A 20,899-nucleotide genomic window follows, 5' to 3' on the forward strand; every position below is an offset into this window, starting at 1 on the left:
CAGTCATGCCTAACATCTCGTTTGTGGGCGGTGGCCGGATGGCGGAGGCCTTGATCAGTGGGGTGCTGTCCTCCGGGGGCTATAAGGCCGAGCAGATCTATGTCGCTGATCCAGATACGGCCCGCCTGGATCATCTCAAGAAGCAGTACGGCGTTCAGATTAGTGCCACGAATCATGAGGCAGTAGTCTCAGGAGATGCCATTGTGCTGGCCGTAAAACCTCAGGTAACGGCCGCAGTCCTTAAGGAGATCAGGGATGGGTTGGCGAAACAGCTTGTGATCTCGGTGGTTGCGGGAATGCCACTCATGCGAATTATTGAGGCTTGCGGGCCGCAGGCTCGCGTCATTCGCGCGATGCCGAATACGCCGGCGATGGTCGGTGAAGGGATGACTGCCTTGGCGATCGGTCCCGGGGTAGGAGAGAGTGAGGTGGCATGTGCGCGACAGCTCTTTGAATCGGTTGGGAAGGTGGTGCCTGTCGAAGAGCGCTTCATGGATGCTGTGACCGGCTTGAGCGGAAGCGGACCGGCGTACGTCTTTCTCATGATCGAAGCGATGGCCGATGGCGGCGTCAAGATGGGGTTGTCGCGAGAAACAGCCAGTCTCCTTGCCGCGCAGACCGTGTTGGGTGCAGCACGGATGGTCATAGAAACTGGGCAGCATCCGGCGCAGCTCAAAGATCAGGTGGTATCTCCTGGTGGAACGACAATTGCGGGTTTGCATCGGTTGGAACAGGGAGGCCTCCGGGGTGTGTTGATCGACGCCGTTGAGGCCGCAACGAAACGTTCTCAGGAGCTTGGACGCTGATGTTTCTGTTTGAGAACTTTTTCAGTGCATTAGCCTCGGTGGTTTACTATGTTTTGGAACTGTATATTTATGTGGTAATAGCTCGTGCGCTCATTTCCTGGGTCAATCCGGACCCGTGGAATCCAATCGTCCAATTTCTCACTCGTGTGACGGAACCGGCCCTAGCCCCAATTCGAAGACTGGTTGGGTGGAAGTTTGGTATGGACCTTTCACCTCTTATCCTAATTCTCGTTCTCACTTTTCTGCAGAAGTTTATCGTGCCGTCGCTTATGCATTTGGCTGGATAGGGGGCCAACACAGGGAGGCTGTCATGAAAATTACACCGCTCGACATTCAACAGATGGTCTTTCAAGTCAAGCTTCGTGGCTATGACCGTGAAGAGGTCAACCGCTTTCTAGAAGAGATTGCCCAAACCGTCGAATACCTGAATCGTGACAATGCCACGTTGCGTGATCGAATTATGACGCTTGAACAGCAGGTCTCGGATCTCAAACGAACAGAGGCGACGTTGTCTACCACATTGATTTCGGCGCAGTCCTTGGCCGAGGATGTCAAGCGAAGCGCGCAACGCGATGCCGAGTTGATCGTCAAAGAGGCGGAACTGAAAGCCAGCGAGTTATTCCGACAAGCGCGAGTGGAGCTAGGAAACACACAGCGAGACTTGTCTCTGCTGCAGAAGCAGCGGCTGCTCATGGTTGAGCGGATGCGGGCGACGCTTCAAACCTTCGAGCGGATGTTAGACGTGGAAGCCAGTGAAGCGTACCAGGATCATGGCATCATGCAGGAAGAAAAGTTGGAAGGGGAATCAAGCCCTACCCGTTGACCGTTCGGGTTGAGAACGCTACCGCTGCGTCATGCGTGATCATTACCCCTAAGCATTTCCCATCATCCTCATCCCGATGCCCAATCTTAGTGTGATCCAAGCAGCACTCGATCGAGCCGTTACCGACGGGGTCTTTCCGGGGGCCGTATTGGCCGTGCGATGTGGCACTAGACCGGTTGTTCGCTTTCATGCCGGTCATCTTTCAACCGTCCCTCCAGGATCTCCCGTCAGCCCCTCCACCATTTACGACCTGGCTTCGTTGACAAAACCATTAGCCACCGTTACGGCTCTCGTTTTGTTGATGCAGAAAGGTCGTTGCCAACTTGATGACTATGTGGCCGACCATCTTTCAGAATGTGCCAGTACTTGCATCGGCTCTGCGACAATTCGCCACCTCCTGACGCATTCGTCAGGTTTGCCTGGCTGGCGGGGATTCTATGAACAGGTCAGCCCAGATGGAGCAATTTCTTCGTCGGCTGGAGAGCGAGAGCAGGCCAAGCGGGCTATGCTTCGCCTCATTCAGTCTGAGACGCCGGTATATGAACGGGGCACACGCAGCCTGTACAGCGATCTCGGCTTCATGTTGCTCGGCTTTATTATTGAGCGAATCAGCGGACAATCAATGAGCGAATATTTTCTCGACCACATTGTGTGCCCCTTGGGGAAGCCCCCAATCGGATTTATCCTGCCCGGACAACCCCGTGCACTTTCTAAGAGCCTAGATGCCGATATGGGTGGTGTAGCGCCGACGGAAATTGATCGATGGCGAGGACACCTCTTGTGTGGAGAAGTCCACGATCAGAATGCAGCTGCGTTGGGTGGTGAGGCTGGTCATGCCGGGCTATTTGGGACTGTAGACGCGGTGTTGGCGATCTCAGGCGAGTGGTTGGGAGCGTATCACGGCCGAGTCACAATCCTCGATCGGGCCATGGTCGATGAATTTACACGAAGACAGAAATTGGAAGGATCTTCCAGTTGGGCGCTCGGGTGGGATACACCGTCAGTCCCTTCATCTGCAGGATGCCATTTCGCAGCTCAATCATTTGGCCATCTCGGCTATACGGGGACGTCCCTCTGGATCGACCCCATGCGAGAACTGGAGGTTGTTCTGCTCTCAAATCGAGTGCATCCATCAAGCAGGAATGAAGCAATTCGTGAGTTCCGTCCGGCGATCCATGATCTGGTGTATCAGGAATTCATCGGCTCAATTTAAGCCTGATCGGGGTAGTCAAGCCACGTTTCTTTTTCAGCCAGATAGCGAGTCCCCTTGAAATTGGCCCGCGTTCTCATGCGAGTGAACCCGAACCCTTGAAGTTTATCCACTAATTCTTTCACTGTTGCAGCAATAGTCGAGTGCGAGGGACTCTCAACAACGAAGGCTTCATACATAATCTTTCCCGAGTATCCCGATGGAGTCCGATTGACCAGAATGGTGCGGTTGAAATATCGATCGCTCGGATCAACTCCTTCAAGCTGATGTTTCTCGACTAATCCTTCTTTCTTAAACATCAGTGGCAACGTGCTCATGCTTTCTTATCTCCCAGAAATAACAATTGCCGACAAGTCTATAATCTCTCAATTATAGAAGGTCATTCATACAGCCTGCAACTCGTTGACAAGCGTCGCGGCGATTACTATGATGCCACCCCTCATCCAGTCAGAGGCGCGGCTAGTTCCATCCCATGAATATCCCCAATAGCCTCACGATTCTTCGCATCCTCCTGATCCCTGTCTACATAGGGTTCATGACCTACGGCTCATATGGGCTCGCACTCTTGACACTACTCATCGCCGGACTGACGGATGCCATTGACGGTTATCTTGCACGCAAACTGAATCAGCGGACACGATTAGGGACCGTACTTGACCCACTGGCAGACAAGCTGCTGCTGACGTCGAGTTTCATCTCGCTGGCGATGCTGCACTTGGTGCCGTCCTGGCTGGTCATCTTGGTCGTGAGCCGGGACATTATTCTCCTCCTGGGGACTGTGGTGGCTCACGTCACCAATACACCGATTAATGTGACACCGACGTTCTTGGGGAAAGGAACGACGTTGTTTCAATTGAGCTACGTCCTGTTGATTGTCCTTTTGACATGGCGAGGGCTCGACCGCGCCATGCTTACTCCACTCGTCGTCCTCATGGTTGGATTCACCCTGGCCTCAGGGTTACATTACCTGTATCGAGGGTATCGCGACACGAATGTGGTGCCTCCGCTTGCCTAATGACCTCGGCTACAAATACGACCTCTTCGGCCGTCCGGTAAATAATTCAATTGTTTTTGACAGGTTTCCGACCCCCCAGTAGACTCGCTTCGTAGTCTTAGCTTTCCCGTATAACCGGCTCAGGGAGCCATAACAGAACGAGAATCTATGGCCACGTTTGCATATGTTGGGCGGAGCAAGTCCGGAGCGGTGAAAAAGGGTGAACTCGTCGCGAAGTCGCGCGATGAAGCGGTGGAGCAACTACGCAAACAAAGCGTGGTGGTGACGAGCCTTGAGGAGAAGGCGGCCCAAGAGGGATTCAGCTTTCAGCTCGGTGGCGGAGTGAGCGAAAAGGACTTGGTCGTTTTTACTAGGCAATTCGGGACCATGATCAATGCCGGATTGCCCTTGATTCAGTGTCTAGAAATCCTATCGAACCAATCAGAGAATGCAGCACTGAGGAAATCTGTGGGTACGATCAAAGTTCAAGTCGAGGGAGGTTCGACGTTTTCAGATGCCCTCCGCAAGCACCCCAAAGTCTTTGACGATTTATATGTCAACATGGTGCATGCGGGCGAAGTAGGAGGGTTGCTCGACACCATTCTTGGTCGACTTTCCAAGTATATTGAAAAAGCGATGAAATTGAAGGGGCAAATCAAAAGCGCCATGGTGTACCCAGCGTCGATTATGGGAATCGCCTTTATCGTGATTGCTGTATTGATGATCTTCGTGATCCCGGTGTTTGAGAAGATGTTCAAAGATATGTCTGGCGGAAAAGTGGGGCTTCCTGGCCCCACTCAGCTCGTGATTGATATGAGCAATTTCGCTCAGTCGAGCTGGTACATCATTCTTGGTGGGGGCATTCTCGCAGTCGTCGCGTTCAAAAAGTACTATGCAACGGTCAAAGGGAAGTACCAGATGGACAAGCTGCTCCTCAAGGTGCCTGTTTTTGGAGATTTGGTGCGAAAGGCGTCGGTGGCGAAGTTCACGAGAACGTTGGGAACACTCATCACCAGCGGCGTACCCTTGTTGGATGCCTTGACGATTTGCGCGAAGACTTCGGGGAACAAGATCGTTGAAGAAGCTCTGATCAACGCCAGGGTGAGTATCAGCGGAGGCAAGACGATTTCCGAGCCTCTCGCGAAAAGTCAGGTATTCCCAAAGATGGTGACACACATGATCGCGGTTGGCGAATCAACGGGTGCGCTCGATGCCATGTTAGGGAAAATTGCAGATTTTTACGAGGACGAAGTGGATCAGGCGGTTGCCTCACTGACCGCATTGCTGGAACCGATGATGATGGTTTTCCTCGGAGTCCTCATCGGATTCATCGTGGTGGCGATGTATCTGCCTATCTTCACAATGGCTAATGCAATCAGCTCCTAAAAACGGATGCGCTTGTTTCGCAGGAATATATCCATTGGAGAAGGCTGACTCTGGTCGTTAGGAGCTGAATAGACCCTACCTTGATGTCATCTCGGCACCACATTTCTCGATGAACGTGGGTATGGGTCTAATCACGTCATGACGGCGGGTGAGCCCATGGGCGATATCAAAGCAAGAATCTACCGGCTAATGGGGTGGCGAGTCGTTATCGTCACCCTGCTATTAGGGCTTTCCCTCGCATTTCAGGTCACCAAGGGTGAACGGGTTGAAACGTTCTATGCCCTGATCATCTTCACCTATGCGGTCACGATCCTCTACGCCTTCCTGCTCAGGCTACTGGCTACTCCTGAAGCTCTTGTACAATTTGCCTGGGCTCAGATCGCCGTCGACTTTTTGGTTGAAACGGTCTTAATTGCAAGGACAGGCGGAATCGAAAGCCCGTTTGCTGTGCTCTATGTGATCAGTGTGACGGTAGCAAGTTTGGTCCCCCGTCGCCGAGTGGGCCTATTGACGGCCAGTCTCTGCATCATCCTGTTTGGGGTTCTGACCAATGTGCAGCTCTACGGTCTTGTTGAAGTATGGGGATGGTTGCCCCATGCTGACCTCAGTGCCGCTGAAACACTCCAGGCCTTCGGCGTCTACGGTTTGGCGTTCCTCGTCGTCGGCTTCTTAAGCGGGGCCCTTGCGGATCAGCTTCGGTTGGCAGATCAATCGCTCCGTGAAAAAGAACAGGGGCTGAGCCGCCTTCAGGCATTCCATGAGAATATCGTTCACAGTATCAGCAGCGGCGTCTTTACGACTGAAGAAAAGGGTCGGATTACTTCATTTAATCCCGCAGCACAGGAAGCCACGGGCTATACCTTTGAGCAAGTACAGGGGCATCCCTGGCGGGAAGTGTTTAACTGGCATCCCAGTCAGCAGGATGACGATCTCGCGCAAGAGGTGTTCTCCAACATGCGGTTCGAAGTGGAGTGTAAACGGTCCGATGGTAATCGGTTGATTCTCGGCATGACACTCGCGCCTTTGCATGAGCGTGGAGAGCAAACGGGACTGGTTGGCGTGTTCAAAGATCTCACTCAGATTCGTGATCTCGAAGAAGAAATGCAGCGGAAGGACTGGTTGGCCAGCCTGGGAGAGATGTCAGCGGGAATGGCCCACGAAATTAGGAATCCCTTAGGTGCATTGGCGGGGGCGATGCAGATGCTTCGAAAGGATCTCCTGGCCGATGAAACCAGTCAACGCCTGATGGACATTGCGGTTCGTGAAGCGACACGGTTGGATACCATCATCACAGAGTTTCTTCAGTATGCCAGGCCGCCAGCACTAAATTTGGCAGAGTGCGATTTAAACAAAGTCCTTGCTGAGACTCTTGATCTGGTACAACATGAAGCACAAGGTAGAACGAATATCACCATCGCGGCGGCACCGTGTACCGGGGCATTGCCCGCGCAAGTGGATCAGGATCAAATGAAACAAGTGTTCTGGAATCTGGCAGTGAATGCCTTCGATGCCATGCCGAAGGGTGGGCAACTAACGATCGCGACGGGAGGGAGAAAGGTCGATGTCGGCGGGCGAAAAGCTGAGGTGGTAGAGATCTCATTTCATGATACCGGAGAAGGCATCCCGAAGAACAATCTCGGCAAAATATTTCTCCCGTTCTTTACCACCAAAAGGCGAGGCTCTGGGTTGGGGTTGGCGGCAGTCCATCGTATCGTCGATCTTCACGGAGGCTGGATCAAAGTGGAAAGTCAGGAAGGGCAGGGGACACGATTTGGCGTCTGCTTGCCCCGTACGGCGGATTCAGGCGTGCGACTCTGGCACGAAGGTAGAGAACCGTGGAAAAGATCCTAGTCGTTGATGACGAACAAAGCTTGCGTGACGTATTGAGCATCATGCTCAAACGGGCTGGGTATGCTGTGACCAGCGCCATGGACGGAGAAGAAGCCATTGAGCTGCTGAATAAAGAAATCTTTGATCTGGTCATCACCGATTTGAGGATGCCGAAGATCGATGGCATGGAGGTTCTGAAGGCCGTAAAGTCTGCCTCACCGGAAACAGTCGTGCTGATCATCACGGCCTTTGCCAGCGCGGATTCCGCCGTCGAGGCAATGAAACAAGGCGCGTACGACTATCTGACGAAACCATTCCAGGTCGATGAAGTTCAGCTGATCATTCGGAATGCGCTTGAAAAACGGCGTCTCACAACCGAGAACATGCTCCTCAAGCGGGAGATGGCAAGTCAGTCGTCATTCGCACAGCTCGTCGGCCAGAGCGAGGCGATGCAGAAGGTGTTCGACGTCGTGAGGAAAGTTGCTGACTCGAAAAGTAATGTCCTGATCTGCGGCGAAAGTGGAACAGGAAAAGAGTTGGTCGCGCGCGCGATTCACTACAACAGTGCCAGAAGCGTCATGCCGTTTGTGGCGGTTAACTGCAGTGCCGTACCTGAGACGCTGTTGGAGAGTGAGCTGTTCGGCCATATGAAGGGTTCGTTTACAGGGGCTATTGCCAACAAAGCCGGATTATTCGAGGTTGCCGATGGAGGGACCATCTTTCTCGATGAGATCGGTGATACGACTCCTACCATTCAGGTCAAGCTTCTGCGCGTGATTCAAGAGCGAGAATTTAGACGGGTCGGTGGCAATCACGACGTCAAGGTCGATGTGCGAGTGGTAGCCGCCACCAACAAAGATCTTGAGAAAGCGGTTGCGGATGGTTCGTTCCGAGAAGACCTCTACTATCGGTTGGATGTGATCCCTATACGGCTTCCACCCCTGCGCATGCGTACCGGTGATATTCCGTTACTGGCCACTCACTTTCTGGAACGGTTTGCAAAAGAAAGCGGCAAGCCCAAACCCGTGATTAGCCAGGAAGCAATGCATGTTTTGCTGAGCCATGAATGGCGTGGCAACGTTCGTGAGTTGGAGAATCTCATTGAACGGGTCGTCGCATTTGCAACTGCAGAGCTTGTAACCGACGTCGAGGTGCATGGATGGCTTCATCGCCCTGCGACGCAGTCGCAGCACCCAACGATGCCGATGGATCTAACTGACGAGGGGCTGGATCTTGAGGGGCTCATCAACGGCATCGAAAAGGATTTGTTGCTGAAGGCACTTGAGCGATCGAAATGGGTCAAAAAGAAAGCCGCACGCATGCTCCGTCTGAACACCAGATCATTTCGGTATCGCCTGGAGAAGTATGCTATAAAAGGAGGTCGTGACTAATCCATCTTCCCGATCGACCGTCTTCTCCACGTCCCTTACCGTTTTCGCACCCGCAAAAATCAATCTCGTGCTCCGCATTCTCGACCGGCGGCCAGATGGCTATCATAATCTCTGGTCGCTGATGCAGATTGTGCAGTTGGAGGACGAGCTCTCGATCTCCCTTAGCGACAAACATTCGTCTATCACCTTGCAATGCGATGACGCTTCGCTGAAGACAGACCCTTCCAACCTGGTCTATCGTGCCGCAGCGGCGGTACTTGAGCACAGTGGACGAGTCATTGGATTGGATCTGGTGCTCGCAAAACGAATTCCGATGGGAGCTGGGTTGGGAGGCGGGAGCAGTGATGCGGCTGCGACGATTATCGGGCTGAACCAGCTGTTGAATTTAGGGTGGTCGACGGAGAAGATGGCCCACGTTGGCCAAGCACTCGGAAGCGATGTCCCGTTCTTCTTATTTGCTCCTTCCGCAATCGTGGAAGGGAGAGGTGAGAAGGTGGCACCGGTGCGAATCAAGGGGAGCCGATGGGTGGTCCTGGTGAATCCTGGGTTCCCGGTCGAAACAAAGTGGGCGTATCAGCAGCTTTCCACAAGCCGAATAGGGGTACGGCCGCTTTCGGATGTCCATACAACGCTGGGGAAAGCTTCTGCGCTCTCATGGGAGAGTGTGCTCCAAGCGGCCGAAAACGATTTTGAAACTGCGGTGTTCAAGACCCACCCAGCCCTTCACCGAATCAAACAGAAACTGCTTACTGAAGGGGCCGAGGTGGCTTTATTATCGGGGAGTGGGGCCACGGTTTTTGGCGTGTTTCATGATGCGACGGCAGCTCGGCAGGCCCAGTCAAGTTTTCAGACTGAACCCCATCTCAAGGTCTATGCGGTTTCAACCCCCTCCGATTTCTGAGCGTGCTGGACAAACGTTCCATGATCGTTTGTTGACAGATGCCCGTGATTTCCGATAAAGTTCCACCCTTTGATTGGCTTCGCCGGTCGTGTGTGCAGTAAATGAGGGGGTGGTTTGCATAAAACCACCCGTCGCTCACCGCACAAGAACCGCTAGAGAATCCAGCACGTTAGAAAAAACGAGAAGGCAGCTCAGGATACGTTCTTCATGAACAGAGAGCTAAAAATTTTCTCTGGCAATGCCAATCTTTCGCTTGCCCAAGAGATCGCTGCGTACTTGGGACAGAAGCTAGGTGAAGCGACGGTTTCGTCGTTCAGTGATGGAGAAATTCGGGTCAAAATTGACGAGAATGTCCGCGGTGCGGATGTGTTCGTTGTGCAGTCCTGTTGCCAACCGGTCAATGATTCCTTGATGGAGTTATTGATCATCATTGACGCGTTGAAACGTTCGTCGGCTAATCGAATCACCGCCGTCGTGCCCTATTTTGGGTATGCGCGTCAGGACCGCAAGGACCAACCACGTGTTCCGATCACGGCGAAGCTCGTGGCCGATTTGATTACGACTGCCGGAGCGGATCGTGTCCTCGCAATGGATCTTCATGCCGGGCAGATCCAAGGTTTTTTCAATGTACCGGTCGATCACTTGTACGCCCTTCCGGTGTTGCTGGACTACATTGTGAAGAAAAAAATCGTGGATCTGGTCGTCGTCTCACCCGATGCAGGGGGTGTGGAGCGGGCCAGGGCGTTTGCCAAGCGCCTTCAGGCGAACCTGGCGATCATCGATAAGCGACGTGAAGGTCCGAACCAAGCGCAAATCATGAACATCATCGGAGATGTGCAAGGGAAGAGCGTCTTGCTCCTCGATGACATGATCGATACGGCAGGCACCATTGTTCAGGGGGCTCAGGCTTGTCTTGATCATGGGGCTCGAGACGTGATCACGGCCTCTACGCACGCGGTCCTGTCCGGCCCGGCGCTGGAACGGTTACAGACGTCCTGTCTATCCCAAGTGGTGGTGACCAACACAATTCCGCTGCGAGGAAAAGAGTTGGCCTGTCCGAAGTTGCATCAGTTGTCGGTGGCGCCTCTCTTAGGCGAAGCCATCAGACGGATCCATGAAGATGAGTCGGTGAGTTCATTATTTGCGTAGCCCAGTCGAGACTGGGTCTTGCGCGAGCAGTCGAGGAGACGGAGGAAGATCATGAAATTCGATTTAACAGTGGCCGTGAGAGAACAAGCGGGCAAGGGAGCTGCACGGTCGATGCGGCGGGCAGGAAAAATTCCGGCCGTGCTCTACGGACAAGGGGAATGCCTGTCATTGACTGTCAACCCTGGGGAATTGATCAAAATTTTAAAGTCGCATGCCGGTAGTACCGCGTTGATCTCGCTCACGGTGGACGGTGCCAAGTCCAAACCAAACCGCACCGCGCTCTTGCGTGACTATCAAGTCGATCCGGTGACCGGGGCTGTCCTGCACGCGGACCTCTTTGAGATTTCCATGAGTAAGCCGATCAGAGTGAAAGTTCCGGTTAAGGTGATCGGCAGTATCCCGGCCGGTGTGAAGGAAGGTGGTGTGTTGCATCACAACATGCGCGATATTCAGATCGAGTGTCTTCCTGCTGCATTGCCCGATTACATCGAGGTCGATGCCTCCTCTTTGACTATCGCCAGCGGCATCCATGTGAAGGAGCTTGGGGCGCGTGAAGGTGTCCGTTTTCTGGATGATGCTGATCAAATGGTGGTCAGTGTCGCGGCACCGATGTCGGATGCCAAACTCGAATCCTTGCTCACCAGTGGTGTAGGAGCAGCGGGCGAACCGGAAGTCGTGGCGAAAGGCAAGGAAGCAGGCGCTGACGGTGCTGAACCGGCTAAGGCTGGAGCGGCCGCGCCTGCCGGTGATGCCAAGGGTGGCGAGAAGAAAGAAGCTGCCGCGGCTCCGAAGGGTGATAAGAAAGAAGCTGAAAAGAAGAAGTAACGTTGCGTCTGCTTGTTGGACTGGGCAATCCTGGCAAAGCCTATGCTCAGACTCGCCACAATGTCGGCATGTGGACCATCGAGCGGGCCGCCGCTCGATGGTCGATCCGACTCTCGCCGCGTGGGACCGCGCAGCGGGGGTCTGGGCGACTTGGAGGGGAATTAATCGAGCTGGCAGGCTTGCTCGATTGGATGAATGTCACCGGCCCTCCCTTGAAAGGCCTCTTCCGCGAATTCGAGCTCACCCCCGATAGACTCATTGTCATACACGATGATCTGGATTTGGAGCCAGGGCGGCTGAGGATCAAGCTATCTGGTGGCCATGGGGGACACAACGGGATCAAGTCCATCATAGAGGCACTCGGGACTCCAGAATTCATCCGATTGAAAATTGGAATCGGTCGGCCCGCACCTGGTCAGAATTCTGCCGATTATGTATTGGAACGGGTGACTCAGGATGAGATGGCCATTATTGAGCCTTGTCTGGTACGGGCTGTCGATGCATTGGAATGTCTGATCCATCGTGGACCGGATGTCGCGATGAATCAGTTTAATATCAGAGAGAAGGTCGTGGACGAAGGGGAGGGGACGACATAAATGGGTCTTTGTTGCGGCATGATCGGTTTGCCAAACGTCGGCAAGACAACAGTTTTCAATGCATTGACCGGCAGCGGGGCCTTGGCGGCTAATTATCCGTTCGCAACCGTCGATCCGAACACCGGCATTGCCCTGGTCCCGGACCCTCGCCTCATTAAGCTAACCGAAATCTTCGCTTCGAAGAAGACCACCTACAGCACGCTGGAAGTGCGCGACATCGCCGGGCTCGTGGAAGGAGCCAGTAAAGGCGAAGGACTGGGTAATCAATTCCTTGGGCATATCCGCGAAGTCGATGCGTTGCTGCATGTCGTCCGCTGTTTCCAGGGCACCGATGTCGTCCATGTCAGCGGTGGGGTCGACCCGCTCCGGGATATCGGCGTGATCGAAACTGAACTGATGTTGTCCGATCTGGAGACGCTCGATCGGCGGAAGCAGAAGACCGAGAAAAAAGTGAGGGCTGGAGATAAGAAGGCGGCATTCGAAGTGGAGTTTCTCACCAAACTCATCGGTCAGCTCGATAAAGGTGAGTGGCTGGGCAACCTGCCATACACGGCTGAGGAACGGGTCATCCTCACCGAGTGTCAGCTGCTGTCCGCCAAGCCGGTCCTCTTTCTTGCGAACGTATCCGAAGGGAAGAACGCGGATGACGCGATGGTCCAGACTGTGCGCGATTTTGCCGAGAAACGCGGTGCCCGCGTGGTGACGATCTGCGGACAACTCGAAGCAGAACTTTCCTCGCTGCCGGACAGCGAGCGGGCGGACTTCCTGAATGAACTGGGGCTGACCGAATCGGGGTTGGTCCGACTGACACGCGAAGCCTATACCTTGCTGGATCTGATCACTTTCTTCACCGCCGGTGAAGTCGAATCTCGCGCCTGGCCCATCCCGAAAGGCATGAAAGCGCCACAAGCGGCCGGAAAGATTCACTCCGACATGGAGCGAGGCTTCATCCGCGCCGAGGTCTATCATTACGACGATCTCCTGTCCTGTGGGTCGGAGGCGAAGGTGAAGGAGAAGGGGCTGTTCCGCCTGGAAGGCAAGGACTACGTCATCAAGGAAGCGGATATGGTGTATTTTAGGTTCAACGTGTAGTCGTCCCTATCTCCGCCCGCCAAGAGCTTGCGCTGAGCTGGTGCCCATCTCCCTCCCACGTAATATCTTGATAAACGCAGTTGCCCCCCCATCGGAAGGGTGGAGGGAGTCCTATGCCGGCTTGACCAGCACTTCAAGATGGGCGATCATCCTACTTCGATACTGCTCGTTCGTCACACTGAGGCATGTTTCATAAGTGGTGACAATGGTCGACTGGCTGGCCAATTTCATCTCGCTTGAGTGGCTAGCCATTTATTGGGGAATCGGCCTGCTCTTTTTCGCAGCAGAATATTGGTGGCCCACCCGTCAAGTTCTGTATCGTCAGGTGTTCCTGCAGGATGTGGCGGCCTTCACGGCGTATCAGGTTTTCTTCATCTTTGCCGCACAGGTGACAAGTCAAATTCCGCTTCCCCAGTATTCCTACTGGCGTTGGCAGGCGCTGCCATTCGCGTTTAAGCTGGTGGTCTTCTTGCTCGTCGTTGATGGACTGGCTTATTGGATGCATCGGCTCTGGCACACGTCGTGGGTCTGGCCGATCCATCGCTGGCACCATGCGCCAACGGAGCTGTATTGGCTGGCCGGTATCCGGGCGAGTTTTCCGCAAGTCGTCCTGGCTAGTATCCCGTATCTGCTGGCGTTTCCACTCCTCAAACCAGTGCCATCTCTCTTCTTTCCGATCTATTCTTATCTGATGATCCTGACTAATAACTGGATGCACATGAACGTGACCTGGCAATCGAGGAAACTGGAGTGGCTCTTTGTCACACCACGCTACCATCGCGTGCACCATCTAAAAGAGATCGGGCAGGCGGGGGCGAATTTTGGGGTGCTGTTTACCGTGTGGGATCGACTGTTCGGTACCTATGCGGATCCTGAGCAGGTGGCATCGATTGGGCCGTACGGGATTCAGGAAACCGTTCATCCAGTCCGCATGGCCATCGGGGTCTAGCGGGGAAAAGCGATCGTAATCAGCCGAGATTTACCACTGCTGCGCAGTAATCCTCGAACAGAGAACATTCCCGCTCCCTGTGTTTTTCCTCTTTCAGCTTCGAAATCCAGGAAGCTGCTAGTCCGGCAGTTTGTTCAACCGCCAGACATGTTCCGTCGCCGGGCACTTGCCTTTGAGCCCACCCGGGACGTCGATACGGCCCAGAGGTATGAGGGCATAGCTGTCGCTGTAATGGCGATGGAGTTCGTCGGAGGTGACGGAAAAGGGAGGCCCTGGCACGACGGTTTGGTCGTACGCATAGCCGATGACAAGTTGAGGTGCCAGAGCCGTGAGGACTTTGAGGTGGGCGGTGTACTGGACCCGCATGGCCTCCGGCAACGCGACTAATGCGGCTCGGTCATAGGCGGCATCGACGGGACCGAGGATCTCACGAGACAAGTCAAGGATCTCACCCACGAAGATATCGATCTTCTCTCCGCGAAAGAGTTTGTGCTTCCTCACCTTCGATATGCTCGGTTCCACCCCAAGTTCGGCAAAGAGCTGCGTCACGGCCAGCTCGCTCAGTTCAGCCCCCGCGACAGCATAGCCCCGCGACAGCAGCCAGCCGAGATCCAGTGACTTGCCGCAGAGCGGCACAAAGACACGCTTTCCCGGAGGGACATTCAGCGAAGGGAAGTGGGTGATCAGCAGCGGGTTGACCTCGCGTTCGTGCCATCCCGTCTGGTTCGTCTGCCATCGGTTGTGCCAAAATTTTGCTTCCATGCGATTCCTTAATGAGTGAGATCCGGTTGTGGCGGCGACATCCTAGATGGCAGAGGAGAGCAGAGGCAAGAGGAGAAGAAAACGTGAGTCTAGCCTGGGAATAGTTTTTGCCAGAGTGTTTCTTCGGGCTGAGACCAAGGCTTCGATGAAATGTTTACTCAAGTTCCTCGGACGCACGGGTGGTCTCATCGGCATCGTGGGTCTCCTGGACATATGCTCCGGGCTTCAGCACGGGAATGCCTCGAAAGGGATTGAGCGTCAGCAGATCCTGGTCGCCGCTGACAATCAGTGCTGCACCGCCGTTGACCGCGACCTCTAAAATCCGGTTATCTGATTCGTCCCGGCACTCATGGACCGCCGTCACAATCGGCACCATCTCGGCTACCCGTAGCACAAGCCGCACGAATTCTTCTCGGTCTTCTACGGGGAGATAGCGGTCGAATTTCTTGCGAGACAACACATCCGCCAGTTCATACAGACTCTCCTCGGACATCAGCATCACGTCTTCGGCGATCGTCTTTCGCACCGCCTCTCCGGGCACGGAGTCGCTCAGTAGGACACCGCTGATCAGGGTGTTGGTATCCACCACCACCCGGCGTCTAGCCTTCATCAGCCAGAATTTCGTGGAGATTTTCTTCTGTCAGCCCTTGCGCCTTCGCCTTCTTGCTCACCCGATCTGAAAACCGCAGAAATTCCTCACGGTTTGTGGCGCACACCCGCTCATACTCCTGAGCCGAGAGCAACACAGCCACATCCCGTTTCTGGCGGCGGATCATCACGGGTTCACGCTGCGCCGCATCTAAAATCGACGCCAGTTTCTGCTTAGCATCGCTGGCTGAGACGTATCGCATGGTTGTCACCTGGGATGTCTATTATATCTAGTTTAGACAAAGTAGACAATAGTTGAAGGTCATATATTCATCAATGTCTTAGAAGGAAGTATTGGCACTGCTCAGATTTGGAGAACTATCGGCCAGCCACGCTGTCAGACTTGTTGAATGAAAGCTCCTCGCTCAGGCCTGAAATGGCGGTGCGTATGGAGAAGGCCTTTCATCGCAACATGCTCAAACTATTACGTTCGAAGGCATTCCGGTGAGCACCATCAATCTGGAAGGACTTCTTCTCACCAAGCAAACACTTCGTGAAAAAGACGTCCCAGACCGCATCATCATTGAGCGTGCGCTTGAGGTGATGCGAGCGTCACGTCACACAACCGACTCTGGATAGTGCAGGCTGAGCTACGCCCAATTCGTTCTTGCTGATTACCAGATGTTCCGCGCAAAAACTCAGCGTGCGGCATAACAACAAGAAGAGTGACTAGCGGCCATGACCGGTGCAGGAGTCGTGAGTGGCCGGATCGAACCTGCTTTCCAAGGCCATGCATAATACAAGATCCGACCCCAACTTCAACGTATTTCTCGGCCAGAACTTCGTAGATCTTGGGAACCGAGAGCCGGATGTGACGTTCACGGTCCAGAAAATAGGCGATCTTCTGGCTGCAGCAGTCGTGCTCACGAACCCGTAACTCCCAGATCAGCCGCTTGATCGTCACAAGAACTTGCCGGGCTCGTCGCGGTCCCTATCTTAGCCTGGGCGTGGCGGGCGAGAAACCCCGCCAGTCCGTCCGTGGCAATCCCTTTGAGCCAGAGCCTGATAGTTTTACGATGGTGCCCGAGATGTGCCGCAATCTTCGTATGACTCAGGCATTGGATAGCAAGCTCAGAGGCCAGCGTAATTTGGGTAGGTGTCCGCATATCCATAGGCTACTATGGACTGTCGGATATTTACGGCAACATTGCGCGGCCTTGATAAACCCAGGCCAGTTGTCTTAGTTAGGATATCCATCTATACTCCCGCCCATGAAAAATATTGTGTTTCCTCTTCTGTTACTTCTCCCTCTGGGCTGTCACTCAGCTAACCAAAATCCCTTCCAACTCTCATCCGGACCCGCAACGCAGTCTAACGCAAACATGAACTACCAGCCTTCGATTGTGATTGGAAATCAACCCCTTGGCAGAGAGAAGTTTCAGGCAGCGCTGTTTATGGATGTCCAAGATCAAGACGCTCAACTCTCCCTCCTTGAGGCTGCGGCGAAGTATGAACTCACTCTCCCGGAAAACCGATACACTCCTAAGTTTCCCACGCCGCTTAATACATCAGTGTTCAGTGCGATGAGGGTAGCTTATCCAAAAGAGTTTCTGGAATTGGATGAACCAACTCGGACTAGCTTTATGGCATTCTACCGGCAGTTAGATAAGATCAATACAACTCTCGGCAAGAGGAGTGCCCTAATTCCTTCTGCTTTGTCGAATGCCGATGCACACATAAAGATGTACGATAAGCTCATCCTTGAAGACATCGACACCGCCCGCAATGCGACCAAAAATCTAAAGCGGGAATAGTGGGAAAAATCCTCTGGCTATCCCAAAGCCTTCACAATCTCGGCATATCGTAGCCGTTCAAGACCCTCCCTCAACAAACTCTCAGCAAGATACGGACATACACTTGCCCCTGCACCCCTGACGCCGCGTGTCCGGCTAAGATTTCGCAGACATTATGTGGATAACCAGCCCCTGTCACGGAGCATGGGGTCTGATCTTGTATTGTGCATCGCTAAGTTGTCCCGCTCTCATAGGCAAAAGCAGTTATCGGGACGGTGTTATGGAGCGGTCGATGGCCTGTCGATGGTGAGGCCAGTGCGGCGGCTGTTATTTAACGAGCTTTAGTCTCTCAAACGAGGGCTACTGCTGTCCGGTGATTGAGGTCAGAGTCTGTGGGCTGCACGCGATGGCGTGGGAGCTGACACCTGGTGGAGGCGGGATTGCACCGCCCACGTCTGGTTTGCATCGGGAGCGGGGAGTCGCTCTGAATCGCCAGACCTGTTTTCGGTCGGAGTGAGGATGGATCAGGACCTTGTGCCGAGACCACGGTGGCCACGAAGGCGATCAAGGCAACCGCACTCCATTGGACTAGGATTGTTCTCATTGAATCTAAGCATAACAGGTGTTGGGCGTCGGTCAATGAATGTGAGTGATGAGGGCCGTCCGCCAACCTCAAATAGTAGGCGGCGTTAGATCTTGCGAAACCGGTGCGTTTCAGGTTGTGAGGTCACAGGTTGATCCGGTAATGTGTACTCCGCCCACCTCTGGTGGGGACGAGGATATGCTTCTCGACAGGTCTTGCAAATCGCGAGTGGCTGTAGCCTTCGACGCACCGGTGATGGTCATGTATTTCTTGGCGTTCATGCCGCCTTCGAAGCCATCCGGCCCTTCCTCTAGTATGCGGCGAAGGATCTGGATCTGCCGCTCGTTGAGTTGCTCCCGCCCCGGTTATATCGATTATTCGGCTCAGGAAAGGCATTAAACGTGAGCCGATTAGAGATGGGAATCGGCTCATTGCTAGGAAGTGCGCGTAATAGCAATGATTTATAGAGGACAGAGCCCACGCTGCGAACGCAGTTTCCCAGCTCCTGAGGCTGGCGCGGTACTACCAATCCCCCACGTATTGATGCCTGGTTACGTTCGTTGCCCATTATCGGCTTCAATGGTTAAAGATCAAGCACGGTAAGTGTCATGACCCCAAAGCTTTCCTCCACTAGCCCACGGACCACGTATGGCCGGTTTGGGGAGAGCAGATGACAGCAGCGGCGATAGATTTTTGGGAATAGTGTGAAAAAGAACGGTGTCCGGAACCGTTTGCTGTTCAGGACATTGGGGCATCAGCCTGACTCTGAACGTACTGCCACCCTTCCCAAATCCCGAGTTGCTTTACCCAGTCGGTGATGTATGAGCGGTCCAGCGATTCGGCTTGGCGTTGGATGACGTGACAACACGTCGATAAAATCATGAGCTCGTCCTGCCTTCAGCTTGTGCAATACGAAATCTTCTGGCGAAATGATCCACAGTGACAGCTTGCCGAGTTTATATTGACGCCGTCGCGCGAGACAGGCTTGATCGTGGTCGTCCTTCGGTAGCATGAGATCGGCCGGCACAGCCCTATGATGTAATCGAATATAATGTTCCTTGATCATCAGATGATGTTCGGCCCATTGCGCATCCTCCGCGAACCCTCGGCATCCAAATGAAGAAGCATCTGAATATCAATAACTCCGGGACTGCTTTGTTTGACAGTCGTTTCTCCCCTGTGCTACGTTCCACCGTTCTTTACGCCAAATAGGCACCCTACACCTCGCTCTCGACTGGTTCGGGGGCCTTTGTCCAGGAGGATCACTGCATGGAGCTCTACGAGTCTCTCTTCATTATTCGTACGTCTGTTTCCGACGAGGAGACAAAGGCGCTCATCGACAAGATGAAAAACGTCGCCGATAAGACCGGCGCACAATTCATCAAAGCCGAGAATTTAGGAAAGAAAAAACTCGCCTACGAAGTACGTCGCGAGCGGAAGGGGACCTACGCCTATTTCTACTTTAAGGCGCCGAACAACACCGTCGGTGAACTCGAACGGGCGTATCGATTGGAAGACAACATCATCAAGTTTCTGACGATCCATCACGAGAAACCTTTGGTGGAACGGCATCCAGTAGAAGCCTCAGCGCAGGAGTCTGACGGTGGCCGGGTTTAACAAAGTCATTCTGATGGGAAATCTCACTCGGAATCCTGAGCTCCGGTATACGCCGAGCGGGACCCCAGTGGCGAGTTTTGGCTTGGCCGTGAGCCGTCGGTTTAAGCAGGGTGACGATCTGAAGGAAGAGGTTTGCTTTGTCGATATCGTGGTGTTCGGGAAGCAGGCGGAACATTGCGGGCAGTATCTTAGTAAGGGCAACGGGGCGATCGTCGAAGGTCGGTTACAGCAGCGCCGATGGGAAACTGAAGATGGGCAAAAGCGCAGCAAGCATGAAGTGGTCGCGCAGACGGTGACGTTCATGCCGAAGCGTCAGGACAGCGGCGCAAGTGCCGAACCTCCGGTGCACGACGAGCCCGGCTATGAAATGGGCGAAGAAGGTTAATGCCAAGCGCATGAGGAGGCAGTATGGATCGAGGTGAAAACGAACGTGGCGGGGGGCGATTGTTTCAGCGAAGGCGTCCCTGCAGATTTTGTTTGGAAAAGGCGCCGATTGATTTCAAAGACGCCGGTCTGCTCAGGAATTTTGTATCGGAGCGCGGACGCATTGTTCCGCGCCGTATTTCCGGGAATTGCATGCGTCATCAGCGTGAACTGACGGTGGCTATCAAGCGGGCTCGGCATATCGCTATCATTAGCTTTGCCGAGGAGCGATAACGAACGTGAGAGGCGATTTCGATGCATCGGGATGGGGCAGCGGCACGCTGTCGAGGGTAACCATGGATGTGTTGATACCGAAAATCGCGGATATCACAGCAGAGGGGCTCTCGTTGTCCGGAGACTTGACGGGCGAAGAGTTGGCACTGACGGATGTGGATGTGTGCATTCGAGGGCCCTTGGCAATTGGACTTGATCTTCGCGCCGTTGATCGCACGATTTGCGTGACTGGAGTGGTGGAAGGAACGGCGATCCGTCAATGTGTGCGCTGCCTCAAGGATTTTGACGAGTCGATGGCCTTTTCCATCCATGTGGCCTATGAACGTGAAACAAAGATGAAGGTGGTGACGACCGCCGCAAAGCGAACCGATTCACGGCATAGAAAAGAGACGCCGGCGGTTGAGGCCGAGCCTGAAGAGCAGAATGATGATCTGTACTACTACGTGGGCGATCATCTGGAACTAGCGCCGATGTTGCGGGAACAATTGATTCTTGCTTCGCCAATGCACCCGCTGTGTTCTGACGAATGTCTCGGCCTCTGTCCTCGTTGTGGGAAAGATTTGAATGCAGGTCCGTGTCATTGTAGTGCAGAGCAGACGGGAAACCCGTTTCAGGTATTGCGGACGATGAAAGAAAAGCTGAGGGACCCCGGTAATCGCTGAAGGGTGGTCCGAATCGAACAGAAGAAGGAGTCATCATGCCCAATCCAAAACATAAACATTCACGGGCGAGACGCGACAAGCGTCGTACCCAAAAGCTGCGGATGACCCCTCCGGGGATGGCGGTGTGTCCACAGTGCCACGAGATGAAGCTTCCGCATTACACCTGTTTGAACTGTGGGACCTATAAAGGCAAGGCCGTCATTCAGGTCGAAGAGGCGTGAGCAGATTGTCCAACTCGGTCCATGGCACGAGTTTCCCAGCACGTCTGACGTGAGCCCAGGGGGC

25 protein-coding genes are annotated in these 20,899 nt (G+C 53.9%); 20 read left to right on the forward strand and 5 right to left on the reverse strand.

Annotated features, from left to right (window positions below):
* Positions 1-5 precede the first annotated feature (5 nt).
* The 4 genes from proC (at position 6) to E8D52_09600 (ending at position 2,842) form a co-directional block, all read left to right on the forward strand.
* Positions 6-806 (forward strand): pyrroline-5-carboxylate reductase, encoded by an 801-nt coding sequence (gene proC, locus E8D52_09585; GenBank protein ID TKB69463.1) that lies wholly within the window; start codon positions 6-8, stop codon positions 804-806.
* A complete protein-coding gene (locus tag E8D52_09590) occupies positions 806-1,093 on the forward strand; it encodes a YggT family protein (protein TKB69210.1) in 288 nt (95 codons plus the stop codon). Before proC ends, E8D52_09590 begins: the two co-directional genes overlap by 1 nt.
* 23 nt (positions 1,094-1,116) lie before the next feature.
* On the forward strand, positions 1,117-1,629 hold the full coding sequence (locus E8D52_09595) for a DivIVA domain-containing protein (GenBank protein TKB69211.1): 513 nt from the start codon (positions 1,117-1,119) through the stop codon (positions 1,627-1,629).
* 76 nt (positions 1,630-1,705) lie between these two features.
* A complete protein-coding gene (locus E8D52_09600; protein TKB69212.1) occupies positions 1,706-2,842 on the forward strand; it encodes a beta-lactamase family protein in 1,137 nt (378 codons plus the stop codon).
* Here E8D52_09600 and E8D52_09605 read toward each other — a convergent pair.
* Positions 2,839-3,156 carry a hypothetical protein gene (locus E8D52_09605; GenBank protein ID TKB69213.1) on the reverse strand — a complete coding sequence of 106 codons (318 nt, stop codon included), beginning with the start codon at positions 3,154-3,156 and terminating at the stop codon, positions 2,839-2,841. The two genes, E8D52_09600 and E8D52_09605, sit on opposite strands and share 4 nt — an antisense overlap.
* 155 nt (positions 3,157-3,311) lie before the next feature.
* Here E8D52_09605 and E8D52_09610 point away from each other — a divergent pair, with 155 nt between their 5' ends.
* From E8D52_09610 to E8D52_09655, 10 genes are all read left to right on the forward strand, one after another.
* Complete coding sequence (locus E8D52_09610; GenBank protein TKB69214.1) at positions 3,312-3,854, forward strand: CDP-alcohol phosphatidyltransferase family protein; 543 nt, start codon at positions 3,312-3,314, stop codon at positions 3,852-3,854.
* 147 nt (positions 3,855-4,001) lie between these two features.
* Positions 4,002-5,219, forward strand: coding sequence for a type II secretion system F family protein (locus E8D52_09615; GenBank protein ID TKB69215.1), 1,218 nt, complete (start codon positions 4,002-4,004; stop codon positions 5,217-5,219).
* A 138-nt stretch (positions 5,220-5,357) separates the two neighbouring features.
* Entirely contained in the window at positions 5,358-7,070 is a 1,713-nt protein-coding gene (locus E8D52_09620; protein ID TKB69216.1) for a PAS domain S-box protein, read from the forward strand.
* A complete protein-coding gene (locus E8D52_09625; protein ID TKB69217.1) occupies positions 7,055-8,440 on the forward strand; it encodes a sigma-54-dependent Fis family transcriptional regulator in 1,386 nt (461 codons plus the stop codon). Before E8D52_09620 ends, E8D52_09625 begins: the two co-directional genes overlap by 16 nt.
* The gene (ispE, locus tag E8D52_09630) at positions 8,433-9,341 is read left to right on the forward strand and encodes a 4-(cytidine 5'-diphospho)-2-C-methyl-D-erythritol kinase (protein ID TKB69218.1); all 909 of its coding nucleotides are present in this window, start codon (positions 8,433-8,435) and stop codon (positions 9,339-9,341) included. The genes E8D52_09625 and ispE overlap by 8 nt, the downstream gene beginning before the upstream one ends.
* A gap of 207 nt (positions 9,342-9,548) precedes the next feature.
* Complete coding sequence (locus E8D52_09635) at positions 9,549-10,490, forward strand: ribose-phosphate pyrophosphokinase (protein TKB69219.1); 942 nt, start codon at positions 9,549-9,551, stop codon at positions 10,488-10,490.
* A gap of 51 nt (positions 10,491-10,541) precedes the next feature.
* A complete protein-coding gene (locus E8D52_09640) occupies positions 10,542-11,315 on the forward strand; it encodes a 50S ribosomal protein L25 (protein TKB69220.1) in 774 nt (257 codons plus the stop codon).
* 2 nt (positions 11,316-11,317) lie between these two features.
* Positions 11,318-11,911, forward strand: a complete 594-nt coding sequence (locus E8D52_09645) for an aminoacyl-tRNA hydrolase (GenBank protein TKB69221.1) — start codon at positions 11,318-11,320, stop codon at positions 11,909-11,911.
* A complete protein-coding gene (gene ychF, locus E8D52_09650) occupies positions 11,912-13,003 on the forward strand; it encodes a redox-regulated ATPase YchF (GenBank protein ID TKB69222.1) in 1,092 nt (363 codons plus the stop codon).
* Between the two features lie 205 nt (positions 13,004-13,208).
* Entirely contained in the window at positions 13,209-13,952 is a 744-nt protein-coding gene (locus E8D52_09655) for a sterol desaturase family protein (protein ID TKB69223.1), read from the forward strand.
* Between the two features lie 117 nt (positions 13,953-14,069).
* Here E8D52_09655 and tmpT read toward each other — a convergent pair whose 3' ends face one another.
* The 4 genes from tmpT to E8D52_09675 all read right to left on the reverse strand — a co-directional run bounded on the left by tmpT (position 14,070) and on the right by E8D52_09675 (position 16,468).
* Positions 14,070-14,714, reverse strand: coding sequence for a thiopurine S-methyltransferase (tmpT, locus tag E8D52_09660; protein ID TKB69224.1), 645 nt, complete (start codon positions 14,712-14,714; stop codon positions 14,070-14,072).
* 154 nt (positions 14,715-14,868) lie between these two features.
* Complete coding sequence (locus E8D52_09665) at positions 14,869-15,324, reverse strand: putative toxin-antitoxin system toxin component, PIN family (protein ID TKB69225.1); 456 nt, start codon at positions 15,322-15,324, stop codon at positions 14,869-14,871.
* Positions 15,314-15,565: a type II toxin-antitoxin system Phd/YefM family antitoxin gene (locus E8D52_09670; protein ID TKB69226.1), complete on the reverse strand. Its 252-nt coding sequence runs from the start codon at positions 15,563-15,565 to the stop codon at positions 15,314-15,316. Before E8D52_09670 ends, E8D52_09665 begins: the two co-directional genes overlap by 11 nt.
* A gap of 660 nt (positions 15,566-16,225) precedes the next feature.
* Positions 16,226-16,468 (reverse strand): helix-turn-helix domain-containing protein, encoded by a 243-nt coding sequence (locus tag E8D52_09675; GenBank protein TKB69227.1) that lies wholly within the window; start codon positions 16,466-16,468, stop codon positions 16,226-16,228.
* A gap of 216 nt (positions 16,469-16,684) precedes the next feature.
* Between E8D52_09675 and E8D52_09680 the strand changes: the two genes are divergently transcribed.
* The 6 genes from E8D52_09680 to E8D52_09705 all read left to right on the forward strand — a co-directional run bounded on the left by E8D52_09680 (position 16,685) and on the right by E8D52_09705 (position 20,835).
* Positions 16,685-17,116 carry a hypothetical protein gene (locus E8D52_09680; protein ID TKB69228.1) on the forward strand — a complete coding sequence of 144 codons (432 nt, stop codon included), beginning with the start codon at positions 16,685-16,687 and terminating at the stop codon, positions 17,114-17,116.
* A 1,831-nt stretch (positions 17,117-18,947) separates the two neighbouring features.
* Positions 18,948-19,295, forward strand: a complete 348-nt coding sequence (gene rpsF / locus E8D52_09685; protein TKB69229.1) for a 30S ribosomal protein S6 — start codon at positions 18,948-18,950, stop codon at positions 19,293-19,295.
* A complete protein-coding gene (locus E8D52_09690) occupies positions 19,282-19,680 on the forward strand; it encodes a single-stranded DNA-binding protein (GenBank protein ID TKB69230.1) in 399 nt (132 codons plus the stop codon). Before rpsF ends, E8D52_09690 begins: the two co-directional genes overlap by 14 nt.
* A 23-nt stretch (positions 19,681-19,703) precedes the next feature.
* A complete protein-coding gene (rpsR, locus tag E8D52_09695) occupies positions 19,704-19,952 on the forward strand; it encodes a 30S ribosomal protein S18 (protein ID TKB69231.1) in 249 nt (82 codons plus the stop codon).
* A 5-nt stretch (positions 19,953-19,957) separates the two neighbouring features.
* Positions 19,958-20,614, forward strand: coding sequence for a DUF177 domain-containing protein (locus tag E8D52_09700; protein TKB69232.1), 657 nt, complete (start codon positions 19,958-19,960; stop codon positions 20,612-20,614).
* Positions 20,615-20,649: 35 nt separating this feature from the next.
* Entirely contained in the window at positions 20,650-20,835 is a 186-nt protein-coding gene (locus E8D52_09705; protein ID TKB69233.1) for a 50S ribosomal protein L32, read from the forward strand.
* Positions 20,836-20,899 lie beyond the last annotated feature (64 nt).

Origin of the sequence: Nitrospira sp. (assembly GCA_005116745.1) — a bacterium.
In the GTDB taxonomy this organism is placed as follows: domain Bacteria; phylum Nitrospirota; class Nitrospiria; order Nitrospirales; family Nitrospiraceae; genus Nitrospira_D.